At 72.1% G+C, this 12,078-nt stretch carries 12 protein-coding genes; 5 read left to right on the forward strand and 7 right to left on the reverse strand.

The genetic code is table 11. The features are described 5' to 3' along the window. Positions 1-46 precede the first annotated feature (46 nt). The 3 genes from ABD437_RS41905 to ABD437_RS41915 are packed head-to-tail and all read left to right on the forward strand — an operon-like array spanning position 47 to position 3,353. Entirely contained in the window at positions 47-571 is a 525-nt protein-coding gene (locus tag ABD437_RS41905) for a PadR family transcriptional regulator (protein WP_344654554.1), read from the forward strand. After that, a complete protein-coding gene (locus ABD437_RS41910; protein ID WP_344654555.1) occupies positions 568-1,239 on the forward strand; it encodes an ABC transporter ATP-binding protein in 672 nt (223 codons plus the stop codon). Before ABD437_RS41905 ends, ABD437_RS41910 begins: the two co-directional genes overlap by 4 nt. Then, on the forward strand, positions 1,236-3,353 hold the full coding sequence (locus ABD437_RS41915; RefSeq protein WP_344654556.1) for an FtsX-like permease family protein: 2,118 nt from the start codon (positions 1,236-1,238) through the stop codon (positions 3,351-3,353). Before ABD437_RS41910 ends, ABD437_RS41915 begins: the two co-directional genes overlap by 4 nt. Here the strand turns inward: ABD437_RS41915 and ABD437_RS41920 are convergent. From ABD437_RS41920 to ABD437_RS41940, 5 genes are read right to left on the reverse strand one after another with little or no spacing between them, the layout of a single operon-like run. Continuing rightward, positions 3,322-4,140 carry an alpha/beta fold hydrolase gene (locus ABD437_RS41920; protein WP_344654557.1) on the reverse strand — a complete coding sequence of 273 codons (819 nt, stop codon included), beginning with the start codon at positions 4,138-4,140 and terminating at the stop codon, positions 3,322-3,324. The two genes, ABD437_RS41915 and ABD437_RS41920, sit on opposite strands and share 32 nt — an antisense overlap. After that, positions 4,137-4,718: a Clp protease N-terminal domain-containing protein gene (locus ABD437_RS41925; RefSeq protein ID WP_344654558.1), complete on the reverse strand. Its 582-nt coding sequence runs from the start codon at positions 4,716-4,718 to the stop codon at positions 4,137-4,139. The genes ABD437_RS41920 and ABD437_RS41925 overlap by 4 nt, the downstream gene beginning before the upstream one ends. 10 nt (positions 4,719-4,728) lie before the next feature. Beyond that, positions 4,729-4,956 (reverse strand): hypothetical protein, encoded by a 228-nt coding sequence (locus tag ABD437_RS41930; RefSeq protein ID WP_344654559.1) that lies wholly within the window; start codon positions 4,954-4,956, stop codon positions 4,729-4,731. 59 nt (positions 4,957-5,015) lie between these two features. Beyond that, positions 5,016-6,458 (reverse strand): pyridoxal phosphate-dependent decarboxylase family protein, encoded by a 1,443-nt coding sequence (locus ABD437_RS41935; RefSeq protein WP_344654560.1) that lies wholly within the window; start codon positions 6,456-6,458, stop codon positions 5,016-5,018. Continuing rightward, a complete protein-coding gene (locus ABD437_RS41940) occupies positions 6,455-7,825 on the reverse strand; it encodes an MFS transporter (RefSeq protein ID WP_344654561.1) in 1,371 nt (456 codons plus the stop codon). The genes ABD437_RS41935 and ABD437_RS41940 overlap by 4 nt, the downstream gene beginning before the upstream one ends. 65 nt (positions 7,826-7,890) lie before the next feature. On the opposite strand from ABD437_RS41940, the gene ABD437_RS41945 reads away from it, so the two are divergent. Then, positions 7,891-8,214 carry an MGMT family protein gene (locus ABD437_RS41945; RefSeq protein ID WP_425558376.1) on the forward strand — a complete coding sequence of 108 codons (324 nt, stop codon included), beginning with the start codon at positions 7,891-7,893 and terminating at the stop codon, positions 8,212-8,214. Between the two features lie 52 nt (positions 8,215-8,266). After that, on the forward strand, positions 8,267-9,745 hold the full coding sequence (locus ABD437_RS41950; RefSeq protein ID WP_344654563.1) for an amino acid permease: 1,479 nt from the start codon (positions 8,267-8,269) through the stop codon (positions 9,743-9,745). Positions 9,746-9,797: 52 nt separating this feature from the next. Here the strand turns inward: ABD437_RS41950 and moeZ are convergent, their stop codons facing one another. Beyond that, on the reverse strand, positions 9,798-10,958 hold the full coding sequence (gene moeZ, locus ABD437_RS41955) for an adenylyltransferase/sulfurtransferase MoeZ (protein WP_344654564.1): 1,161 nt from the start codon (positions 10,956-10,958) through the stop codon (positions 9,798-9,800). 66 nt (positions 10,959-11,024) lie between these two features. Next, positions 11,025-12,065 carry a DUF3152 domain-containing protein gene (locus ABD437_RS41960; RefSeq protein ID WP_344654565.1) on the reverse strand — a complete coding sequence of 347 codons (1,041 nt, stop codon included), beginning with the start codon at positions 12,063-12,065 and terminating at the stop codon, positions 11,025-11,027. Positions 12,066-12,078: the final 13 nt, after the last annotated feature.

Consider the following 12,078-nt stretch of genomic DNA (forward strand, 5'->3'; position numbering starts at 1 on the left):
TTTAGCATATACACTCGGCGTATACTCTCAGCGTATAGTTGCCGACATGAACGTTCCCCTCGCTCTGCTCGGTCTGCTGGAGCGGCAGCCCAGCCACGGCTACGACCTCAAGCGGAACTACGACATGTTCTTCGGGCGCGACAAGACCCTCTCCTACGGCCAGGTCTACGCGACGCTCGGACGGCTGGCGCGCGACGGCAAGGTCGTCGTGGGTGAGGTCGCACCCGGCGACGGCCCGGAACGCAAGCAGTACGTGATCACCGACCGCGGCGCCACCGAGGTCGACGCCTGGCTCACCGAGCCGGTCGATCCCGAGCCGCACCTGCAGAGCGTGCTGTTCTCGAAAGTCGTGCTCGCGCTGATGCTCGACCGGCCGGCGGCGGAGTACCTCGACCGGCAGCGCGCCTCCCACCTGGCCCGGATGCGCGAGCTCACCGAGGTCAAGCGCACCGGCGAGCTGATGGATGCGCTGCTCGCCGACCACGGGCTGTTCCACCTGGAGGCCGACCTCCGGTGGATCGACCTGACCCAGGCCCGGCTGGACAAACTCGCGGAGGCGGTCAAGCGATGATCCTGCAAGCCAAGAACCTGGAGCTGTCGTTCGGGTCGACGCCCGCGTTACGGGGCGCCGGCCTCGAGGTCCGCGCGGGCGAGATGCTCGCGATCATGGGCCCGAGCGGGTCGGGCAAGTCGACGCTGCTGCACTGTCTGGCCGGCATCCTGGTGCCGGCCTCCGGTGAGGTGTGGTTCGACGGGCAACGGATCGACACCCGCTCCGACGAGGAACGCAGCCGGATCCGCCGGGAGCGCTTCGGGTTCGTGTTCCAGTTCGGCCAACTGGTGCCCGAGCTCACCGCGCTGGAGAACGTGGCGCTGCCGCTGCTCCTGGGCGGCGTCCGCCGGAAGCAGGCCGTCCGGCGGGCCGCGCCCTGGTTCGGCCGCCTCGGCCTCGACGGGCTGGAGGACCGGCGCTCCGGCGAGCTGTCCGGCGGCCAGGCCCAGCGGGTGGCGCTGGCCAGGGGCCTGGTCGCCGACCCGGCCGTGCTCTTCGCCGACGAGCCGACCGGCGCGCTCGACTCGCTCACCGGCGAGCAGGTGATGGACCTGCTCGTCGGCATCGCCGGGGAGCACGGCACCACGGTGGTCCTGGTCACGCACGAGCCACGCATCGCCGCCTACGCCGACCGCGAGGTCGTCGTCCGCGACGGCCGGGTCAACAGCCCGGCGCTGGCCGCATGATCGCCTTCGGGCTCCGGCTCACGCTCGCCGGCGGACGCGAGGCGCTGGCCCGCCTGGCGCTGATCGTCGCCGCGGTCGCGCTCGGCGTCGGCATGCTGCTCGCGATCGTCGCGGGCATCAACGCGGTCACCACGCAGAACGACCGCACGGCCTGGCTCTACACCGACGGCCGGGCCACCGGCTCCGGCGATCCACTCTGGTGGGAGACCAGGGCGGACTTCTTCCGCGGCCGGGATCTGACCCGGGCCGACGTCGCCGCCACCGGGCCGGATTCGCCGGTGCCGCCGGGGGTCGACCGCCTCCCCGGCCCCGGCGAGTACTACGTGTCCCCCGCGCTGCGCGACCTGATCGCGTCGACGCCGGCCGCGGAACTCGGCGACCGGTTCCCCGGCCGGCCGGTGGGTGTGCTCGGCGAGGACGCGGTGGCCTCGCCGGACGACCTCGTCGCGCTGGTGGGGCGCACGCCGGCCGAGATGGAGCGGCTGGCGGGCGCCGAGCAGGTGACGGCGATCGGCACCTCCACACCGCAGGCCGACTCCGGCGCGCTCAAGGCCATCCTCGGCATCGTCGCGGTCGGTCTGCTCTTCCCGATCCTGATCTTCGTGAACTCCGCGACGCGGCTGGCGGCGGCCCGCCGTGAACAGCGCTTCGCCGCGATGCGACTGGTCGGGGCGACCCCACGGCAGATCTCCCGGATCGCGGCGGTCGAGTCGGCGGCGGCGTCGGTGCTCGGTACCGTTCTCGGCTTCGGCCTGTACCTGGTGCTGCGGGGGCCGATCGCCGAGGTCGCGTTCGCCCGCGCGCCGTCCTACCCCGGCGACGTGGCCCTCACCGCGGTCGACACGGTCGTGGTCGCGGTCGGTGTCCCCCTGGCGGCCGCGGCGTCGTCGCTGTTCACGCTGCGCCGGGTGCGCATCTCGCCGCTCGGGGTCACCCACCGGGTGACGCCGAAGCCGCCACGCGCGTGGCGGATCGCCCCGCTCGTGCTGGGGCTGTCGCTGCTCGCCTGGACGGTCGGTCGGCGCCCGGAGTCGACGTCCGGGCAGACGTTCGTCTACCTGGGCGGCGTCGCGCTGGTCATGGTCGGCCTGATCGCCAGCGGACCGTGGTTGACGATGGTCGGCGCCAGGGCGCTGGCCCGCCGTTCGAGCCGGACCTCGACCCTGATCGCCTCGCGACGGCTGGCGGACGACCCCCGCGCGGCGTTCCGCTCGGTCAGCGGGCTGGTGCTGGCGTTGTTCGTCACCACGGTCGCGATCGGAATCATCACCTCGATGGTCGCGGAGCGCCGTACCGCGGGCGACCCGGACACCGCCCGGATGGAGGTGTACCTCACCGGCGAGACGGCCGCGCCACCCGCTGTCGACACCGTTCCCGGCGTGCTGGCCACGGCCGAGTTCCGCGAGGCACCGGGCGGCGGTTACCGAACATTGATGTCCTGCGCCGACCTGGCCGCCTCACCCGAGCTGGGACGGTGCCCGGCCGGAGCCGCGGTCGTCGAGGTGGCCTCGGCGCTCCTCGAGCCCGGCCGGACGTGGCCGGCGTCGGAGCTGTCCGCGGCCGAGTTCGCCCGGCGGCCGCTCACCGGTTTCCTGGTGCGGACCGACGGCTCGCCCGCCGCGCTGGAGCGGGCCCGGACGGCGTTGGAGGTCGGCTTCCCCGGCTACCACCACCCGCCGTCCACCGAGACGGACCGCTCGGCGACCTTCAACCGCTCGATGGAGGGCTGGTCGCAGGTCGCGAACGTGGTCGTCCTGGTCAGCCTCCCGGTCGCCGGATGCAGCCTCGCGGTCGGCGTGGTCGGGGGCCTGCTCGAGCGACGCCGTCCGTTCAGCCTTCTCCGGCTGAGCGGCACCCCGCTGGCGGTGCTGCGCCGGGTGGTGGCGTTCGAGAGCACGGTGCCGCTGCTGACCGTCGCCGCGGTGGCGATCGGGAGCGGTCTGCTGGCCGCGCACCTGTTCCTGCGGTCCCAGCTGTCGATCTCGCTCCGGGCGCCCGGAACGGAGTACTACCTGGTGGTGGGCGTCGGCCTGGGAGTGTCGCTGGCGGTCGTCGCCTCCACGCTGCCGCTGCTGCGGACGCTCACCGGCCCGGCGTCAGCGCGGAACGAGTGAGCTCGGCGAACTCCACCGGGTGGGTCAGGTAGCCGAGGTGGGCACCGGGGAACTCGGTGATCGTGGTGCCGAGCCGGGCCGCGAGGACCTCGTTCGGCCGGTACGGCACCAGCCGGCCACCGGCGTCCCGGGAATCGTGCCCGCCGGCGAGCACGATCCGGTCCTTGGCGCGGCGGAGCGCGCGGAGGTCCGGCACGCGCCGCACGTACTGCCGCAACTCGTGCTCCAGGAAGAACTCCTGGCTCGACGTCAGGCGCGCGAACATCTCCGCCAGGTGCGGCGGTGCGTCCGGCGGGACGTGCTCGGGCGGGGGTTCCTGGCCGACCGCGGCCGCGAAGACACGCATCGCGGTGGCGGCGCCGTCCCGGCGGAAGGTGGCGTGCACGTCGTCCAGGAGGGCGTGCCAGCGGGCGGCGTCGGGCAGCAGGGCCAACAGCGGCGGCTCGTGGGCGATCACCGTGACGACGCGCTCGGGGTACCTGGCCGCGAGGTGCAGCGCGACGATCGCGCCGGAACTGCTGCCGAGTACGTAGCCCGGTTCGTCGCCGAGCAGGGCCACGGCGTCCTCGACGTCGTCGCTCAGGCGCCGGGCCTCGTCCGGCGGCACGCCGGTCGCGCTGCGGCCGAACCCCCGGCGGTCGTAGGTGACGACGGTGAAGTTCCGGGCGAGCAGCCGGGGCAGCGCGCCGAAGCTCGACGCGTCGCCGCTACCGCCGGGGACGAGCAGCAGCGTCGGGCCGCTGCCGACCGTCTCGGTGTGGAGCGCGACCCGCACCGGGGCGCTCACGCCGCGCTCTGGAGACGGGCCTCGGCGCTCTTGCGCAGGTCGGCGAGGTCGACCCCGGCGCCGACGATCACCTGGGCGGCGAGCCCCTCGCCCTCGCGGATCACCCCGAGCAGGACGTGCTCGCTGCCGATCCGACGCTGGTCGAGCCGGATCGCTTCGCGCAGCGACAGCTCCAGCGCCTTCTTCGCCCGCGGCCCGAACCGGGTGCCGCGCTGCGGACGACGGAAGATGCCCTTCTTCTCGGGCTCCGGCGGCGGGGTGGTCCACGACGCCGGGCCCAGCGACTTCTCGACGTTCGCGAGCACGGCGTCGAGGTCGATGCCGATCGCTTTGAGGGCCTCGGCGTCGTCGTCGGTGAGGATCCGGCCGGATTCCCCGACGATCCTCGCGATCTCCGCGCGCACCCGCTCGTGTTCGAGGCCGGCCTCGTGCAGCACCGCGTAGGCACCCGAGTGCGGCGTGGTGAGCATGCCGAGCAGCAGGTGCTCGGTGCCCACCCGGGGGTGGCGCAGCTGACGCGCCTCCTCCGCCGCGCCGAGGACGATCTCGCGCGCGTCCTGCGTGAATCGTTCGAACATCTCCGTCCTCCTAACTCGGGGAGCCGGGCACCCGCCCGGCGTACTTCTTGTGCACGGCCTGCTTGGTGACTTCCAGGACCTCGGCGATCTCCTGCCAGGACCAGCCCGCTCGGCGGGCGTTCTCGACTTGCACTGCCTCCAGCGTTTCGGCCAGTCGGCGGAGCGCGCGGACGGCCCGGAGGCCCACTCGCGCGTCCCCGCTGCTGGCCGCCGCGGCCAGCTCGGTTGCCTCGCTCATGTCGTCAACTTTAGTTGACCCGACGGGCAGCGTCAACCACAGTTGACGAGCCGGGGGTGTCAGGGGACGTAGAGCAGCCCGAAGAACTCGACCAGCAGGCGCTCGCGCAACCGCGGTGGGGCCGCGGCGAGAAGCGCGTTGATCTCGGCCATCCGGGTGGGCAACGTGAACGCGCCCTCGCCCGGCGCCAGACCGCCGACCGCCAGCAGGCCCGCGAACTCCTCGGACGTCAACGTGGAGGGATCGAGCGAGCGCAGGTACTCGACGATTCCGGGGTCCACCGACACCGCGCCGTGCGCACGTGCCGCCGCCACCGACGCACGCAGGTCGGCGAGGAACGGCTCGATCCTGGGCGCGCTGGCCGCGGTGACGGTCAGGTGCAGGTTGGCCGGCAACTCCCCCAGCGCGAACTGCGGCTGCACATACCAGCCACGCACGGTCAGCTCGTCGGCCAGCACGAACAGGTCCGGGCCGTCCGGGGCGGCGCCGAACGCGACCAGGCTGGCCTGCGGCGGGCCCAACACCCGCAGCCCCTCCACCGCCGACACTCCGGAGATCAACGCCCTGGTCGCGTCGAGCGTCCGCTCGGCCAGCCCGAGGTAGCCCTCCTCGCCGAGGTGCCGGAGCACCGCCCACGCCGCGGCCAGCGGCGCCGCCGACTTCGTCGACTGCATCGTCGCGTTGATCATCGAGTACCCCGGCCAGTCCGCGAACGCGAAGAACTGGCTGCGCCGCAGCGCGGCATCGCGATGCAGGAGCACCGACGTCCCCTTGGGCGCGTACGCGTACTTGTGCAGGTCCACCGAGACGCTCGTGACGCCCGGCACCCGGAAGTCGAAATCCGGTACCTCGACGCCCAGCCGGCGCCAGAACGGCAGCATCCACCCGCCGATGCAGGCGTCCACGTGGCACCGCACGTTCCGTTCGGCCGCCACCGCCGCGATCTCGGCGACCGGGTCGATCACGCCGTGCGCGTACGACGGCGCGCTGGCCACGACGAGCACGGTGCGGTCGGTGACCGCGGCCGCGACGGCGGCCGGGTCGGGCCGGAACGTGACCGGGTCGACGTCGACCGGGACGAGCTCGACCTGGAAGTACTCGGCCGCCTTCGCGAACGCCGCGTGGGCGGTGACCGGGGCGACCAGCTGCGGCCGCTCCACCCCGGCGCCGTCCCGGGCCGCTTTGACCGCCAGCAGGATCGACTCGGTGCCACCGGACGTCACGGTGCCGACCGTGTCCGGTCCGCCGCCGAGCAGCGCCGCCGCGGCGCCGACGACCTCGTTCTCCATCGCCAGCAGCGAGGGGAACACCGTCGGGTCGAGCCCGTTGAGCCCGGTCACGGCCTGCGCGGCCCGGTGCGCCAGCTCGTCGAGCCCGGCGAGCCCGGAGTCGTAGACGTACGCCCAGGTGCGCCCGCCGTGCGTCGGCAGGTCACCGGCGCGCAGGTCGGCCAGCGCGGTGAGGACGTCGTCGGCCGCGGCACCGCGCTCCGAGAGGCTCATGGTTCTCCGTGGGTGGGGGTGGTGAGCGCGGCCAGGCGCGCGGGGGTGAGGTCGTAGCGCCGGAGCAGGGGCAGCGCACCCAGCACGATCACGGCCGGCAGCACCGAGAACCCGAGCGCGATCGCCACCCGCGCGCTGTCCGGCTGCGCGGCGGCGTCGACCCCGGAGCGGTAGCCGCCGAGCTGGAGCACCAGGCCGAACAGGCCGGGGCCGAGCGCCAGACCGAGCGTCTCCCCGCCGGTCCAGAGGCCGGTGAACACCCCGGCCTGCCGACGCCCGGTGACGGCTTCGTCGGCCGCGATCGTGTCGGGCAGCATCGCCAGCCCGAACACCTGCTGGCCGGCGTACCCGACCCCCACCAACGCCGTGGCCAGGAGCACCGGCACCAGGCCCACCAGCAGGCCGAGGGCGACCAGGAGCGCACCGACGCCGAACAGCACCGACCCGGCCAGGTACCCGGCGCGCTTGCCGATGCGCGCGCCCACCCGCTCCCAGAGCGGCATCACGACCAGCGCCGGCCCGACAAAACACACGAACAGCAGCGACGTCGCCCCGGCGTCCCCGAGCGGGCCCGCGGCGACGTAGTCGGTGCCGGCCAGCATCGCGCCGATGCCGACGGCCTGGACGACGAAACACGCCAGGAGCAGCGCGAACGGCCGGTTCCCGCGGGCGACGGCGAGCTGGCGACGCAGCGACGGCTCGCTCTCGTGCACGGTGCCGACCGGCGCACGCCGGGTGCCCCAGAACGACGCCAGCGCACCGGCCGCGATCAGCACCGCGATCGCCACCCCGGCGACGCGGTAACCAGCGAGGCCGCCGCCGGCCGCGTCGCGGATCGCCGGAGCGGCGGCGCCGGAGGCCAGGATGGCCAGCGCCAGCACCGCGATGCGCCAGGTCATCAAGCGGGTGCGTTCACGGTAGGGATCCGCGCTGCCCGCGGTGATCTCGGCCGGCATCGCGACGAACGGCACCTGGAAGAACGCGAACGCGGTCGCGGTGGCGAGGAACGCGATCGTCACGTAGACCGCGCCGGCGGCCCCGTCGAGCGGCCCGGCGAACAGCGCGGCGAACGTGACCGCGGTGCCGAGCCCGCCGACCAGCAGGTAGGGCCGACGCGGGCCCCAGCGGCTCGTCGTCCGGTCGGAGATCCGGCCCGCCACCGGGTTGAGCAGCACGTCCCACGCTTTGGGGAGCAGGACGAGCAGGCCGGCCAGCCCGGCCGCGACCGCGAGCGTGTCGGTGAGGTACGGCAGCAACAGCAGGCCGGGGACGGTGCCGAAAGCACCGGGCACCAGCGAGCCGGCCGCGTACCCGATGCGGGTGCCGCGCCCGAGACCGGGCCGCACCGAAACCGGAGTGACTGTCACGTTTGCATCCTGGCGCTTCCGACGGACCGGCGGAAGGACATTCTGACCCGTGAACAATGGGGCGCGTGACCCCAACACCGCCGAGTGAGTACGTGGAGCAGGTGCTCGACGTCGTCGAGGAGATCCCGCCGGGCCGGGTGATGAGCTACGGCATGGTCGCCGAGGTCGTCCGGGAACGCACCGGCAGCGGTTCGGCCCGCACGGTCGGGGCCGTGATGGCGCGCTACGGCAGCGCGGTCCCCTGGCACCGGGTGGTCGCCTCCGACGGCCGTCTCCCGCCCGGGCACGAGGACGAGGCGACGCGGCGGCTGCGGTCGGAGGGGGTGACGTTCCGCGGCGTGAAGGTCGCGATGGACGCGGCCCGGTGGTGGCCGGGAGAGACGGATTAGTTGAGCGCCACAAGGGGAAACAGGACCGGCAACCGGACCGGGAGGCACCCCCATGAGCGTGATGCGCACCAAAACGGTCGAACAGGCGATTCAAGAGACTGAAGAGCCCGAACATCAACTCAAAAAGGATCTGTCCGGTCTGGACCTGACGGTCTTCGGCGTCGGGGTCATCATCGGCACCGGAATCTTTGTTCTCACCGGCGAGGCGGCCCAGGAATCGGCCGGTCCGGCAGTGGCGATCTCGTTCGTTCTCGCGGCGATCGCGTGCGGCCTGGCCGGTCTCTGTTACGCGGAGTTCGCGTCGACCGTGCCGGTGGCCGGTAGCGCGTACACGTTCTCCTACGTCGGCATCGGCGAACTGGTCGCGTGGATCATCGGATGGGACCTGATCCTGGAATTGCTGATCGGCGCGGCCACGGTCTCGGTCGGCTGGTCGCAATACCTCTCGGTACTGCTGGAGACGATCGGGTGGGAACTCCCCACGTCGATCGCCAATGCCGAGGACGGCGTCTTCAACCTCCCGGCCGCGGTCATCGTGCTGATCCTCACCGCGGTCCTGGTCACCGGCATCCGCATCTCGTCGCGCCTGAACGCGATCATCGTGACGATCAAACTCGCGGTCGTGCTGTTCGTGATCGTCGCCGGGCTGTTCTTCGTGAAGGCGTCGAACTACACGCCGTTCATCCCGCCGACCAAACCCGCCGAAGGTGAGTCGGGCCTCTCCGCGACGCTGATCCAGACGATCTTCGGGTCCGGCCCGGCGAGCTTCGGCGTCAGCGGCATCCTCGCCGCGGCGGCGCTGGTGTTCTTCGCCTACATCGGCTTCGACGTCGTCGCGACCGCGGCCGAGGAGACCAAGAAGCCGCAGCGCGACGTGCCCCGGGGCATCCTCGGCTCGCTGCTGCTCTGCACGCTGCTGTACGTCGCGGTGTCGCTCGTCGTCGTCGGCATGCAGAAGTACAGCGAGCTCGACCCGAAGGCGCCGCTGGCCACCGCGTTCCGCGACGTCGGACACCCGCTGTTCGCCGACATCATCACGGTCGGCGCGCTGGCCGGCCTGACCACCGTGATCATGGTGCTGATGCTGGGGCAGAGCCGGGTCGCGTTCGCGATGAGCCGGGACGGACTGCTGCCGAAGAAGATCGGCGCCGTGCACCCGAAGTTCGGGACGCCCTACCGCATCACGATCATCGTCGGCGTCATCGTGGCGATCCTGGCCGGGCTGCTGCCGCTCTCGGCGCTGGCCGAGATGGTGAACATCGGCACGCTGTTCGCGTTCACGCTCGTGTCGATCTCGACGCTGGTGCTGCGCCGGACCCGGCCGGACCTGGACCGGGCGTTCCGGGTGAAGGCGCTGCCCGTGGTGGCGGGGCTGGCCGTCGTCTTCTGCGTCGTCCTGATGCTGTTCCTGGAGGTGGCCACCTGGCTGCGGTTCCTGGCCTGGATGGCGCTCGGGTTCGCGATCTACTTGGGGTACGGCAAGCGCCACTCGCGCCTCGCGCGGAACGAGCGGCAGAAGATCGACGCCTGACCCGCACGCAAAAGGGCCCGCCGCGATTCGCGGCGGGCCCTTTTCGTGGTGCTCAGTACTCGGGAAGGCTCGGGTCGATCTGCTTCACGTAGCCGATCACGCCACCCTGAACATGGACGGCGTCCTTGAAGCCGGCCTGCTTCACCGCGGCCAGCGCCTCGGCGGAACGCACCCCGGTCTTGCAGTACAGGACGATCTGCCGGTCCTGCGGCAGCTGCGAGAGCGCCTGCCCGGAGAGGATGTCGCCCTTCGGGATGAGCGTCGCGCCCGGGATCGAGACGATCTCGAACTCGGCCGGCTCGCGGACGTCGACCAGGAAGTAGTCCTTCCCGGCGTCCTTCCACTCCTGCAGCTCCAGGTTGGTGATCGTGGAGCCGCGGGCGGCGTCCTGCGCCTCCTCGGAGACCGTGCCGCAGAACTCCTCGTAGTCGATGAGCTCGGTGATCGGCTCGGCCGCGGGGTCCTTGCGGATCTTGATCGTGCGGTACGACATCTCCAGGGCGTCGTAGACCATCAGACGGCCGAGCAGCGTCTCACCGATGCCGGTGATCAGCTTGATGGCCTCGGTGGCCTGCACCGACGCGATCGACGCGCAGAGAATGCCGAGCACGCCACCCTCGGCGCAGCTGGGCACCATGCCGGGCGGCGGCGGCACCGGGTACAGGTCGCGGTAGTTCGGGCCGTGCTCGTCCCAGAAGACGCTGACCTGGCCCTCGAACCGGTAGATCGAGCCCCAGACGTACGGCTTGCCGAGCAGCACCGCGGCGTCGTTCACCAGGTAACGGGTGGCGAAGTTGTCGGTGCCGTCGACGATCAGGTCGTAGTCACGGAAGATGTCGAGCACGTTGTCCGACTCGAGCCGGGTCTCGTGCAGGATCACGTTGACGTACGGGTTGATCTCCTTGACCGAGTCACGCGCGGACTCGGCCTTGCTCCGGCCGATGTCGGACTGGCCGTGGATGATCTGGCGCTGCAGGTTCGACTCGTCGACGGTGTCGAACTCGACGATGCCGAGCGTCCCGACACCGGCGGCGGCCAGGTACATGAGGGTGGGCGAACCGAGACCGCCCGCGCCTACACACAGCACCTTGGCGTTCTTCAACCGCTTCTGCCCGTCCATCCCCACGTCGGGGATGATCAGGTGCCGCGAATAGCGGCGTACCTCGTCCACGGACAACGACGCGGCCGGCTCGACCAGCGGCGGCAGGGCCACGAGCGGCTCCTTCCAGGCGGGGATACTCCAGGGCTTGAACCTGGCCTCCGCCCCCATTGTTCCCGATCACTGACCGGCGGTCGGCGCCCCGCTCAGATACTTCCCGTCGACGAACGGCCACGCGTTGGGCACACATCCCTGCAGGCCCAACGTTTGCTGCTGCATCACCGGTGCCGGTCGGCCCCGGCCGCCACAGAGCACGTGTCCGTGGCCGAGCTGGTGTCCCAGCTCGTGGTTGACGACGTACTGCCGGTAAGTAGCCAGGTCGCCGTTGAACGCCGGGACGGCCAGCAGCCAGCGCGCGAGGTTGATCACCACCTGGTCGCCGGTGCGGCAGGACGTGTAACCACCCGGGTCGAGACCACCGGCGCGGCAGATCCGGTTCGTGGTCTCCGGCGTCGCGAGCAGGATCACCGCGTCCACGTCACCGCCGGCGACGCGTTGGAACCGCCACTTCTTCGCGGCGGTCCAGCCACGCGGGTCCGCGAGCGTCGTGTCGACGGCCTCGGCGAACGTGCCCGCGCCCTGCCCGGATCCCTTCTCCACCCGCACCTGGTACCGGACCAGGGTGCCCGCGGTGCCGCGGATCTTCGACGTGCCACCGGCCACGGTGAACGTGCCCGAACCGCGCTGCGGCACGGAGATCGCGGCCGGCCCGGACGGCGTCGCTTCCGGCTGGAGCGCCTCGGCGCTGGGGTTGGCCACCGTGGGCAGCTGCGGGCTCGCGCTCGCGCTGGGGCGGGCGCTCGGCTTCTCCGGTTCGGTGTCGTTGCCGCGCACCAGGTCGACGAGGACCAGGACGCAGGTGAGCAACGCCAGCAGCACCAGAAAACGGCGACGACGACGGGCCGCGCGACGCCGGGCCGCCTGCCGCTGCGCACGCAGGTACGTCGCGGACACCGAGTAGCGCGGCGGCCCCGCCGTCGCGGAACGGTCACCGGGACGACGTCCACGGCGGATCTCGGTCTGGAGCGCACGGCGGGCTTCGGAGGTGGTCTCCGGGCGGTGCGCGCCGCGAGGACGTCGCGCCCGGAACTCGGTCGTCGCGGTACCCGGCGGGGAGTCGTCCTCGCGCACGGTCGGGTCCGCGGTCCGCTCGCTCAGCACGCCTCCCCGGTCC

The sequence above is a fragment of the Cryptosporangium japonicum genome (assembly GCF_039524755.1).
Lineage (GTDB): Bacteria > Actinomycetota > Actinomycetes > Mycobacteriales > Cryptosporangiaceae > Cryptosporangium > Cryptosporangium japonicum.

What these genes read in the sequence shown, in the direction of transcription:
- ABD437_RS41905 (WP_344654554.1), top strand. Translation starts at nt 47, where the DNA reads ATGAACGTTCCCCTCGCTCTGCTCGGTCTGCTGGAGCGGCAGCCCAGC.
- ABD437_RS41910 (WP_344654555.1), top strand. Translation starts at nt 568, where the DNA reads ATGATCCTGCAAGCCAAGAACCTGGAGCTGTCGTTCGGGTCGACGCCC.
- ABD437_RS41915 (WP_344654556.1), top strand. Translation starts at nt 1,236, where the DNA reads ATGATCGCCTTCGGGCTCCGGCTCACGCTCGCCGGCGGACGCGAGGCG.
- ABD437_RS41925 (WP_344654558.1), bottom strand. Translation starts at nt 4,718, where the DNA reads ATGTTCGAACGATTCACGCAGGACGCGCGCGAGATCGTCCTCGGCGCG.
- ABD437_RS41930 (WP_344654559.1), bottom strand. Translation starts at nt 4,956, where the DNA reads ATGAGCGAGGCAACCGAGCTGGCCGCGGCGGCCAGCAGCGGGGACGCG.
- ABD437_RS41935 (WP_344654560.1), bottom strand. Translation starts at nt 6,458, where the DNA reads ATGAGCCTCTCGGAGCGCGGTGCCGCGGCCGACGACGTCCTCACCGCG.
- ABD437_RS41950 (WP_344654563.1), top strand. Translation starts at nt 8,267, where the DNA reads ATGAGCGTGATGCGCACCAAAACGGTCGAACAGGCGATTCAAGAGACT.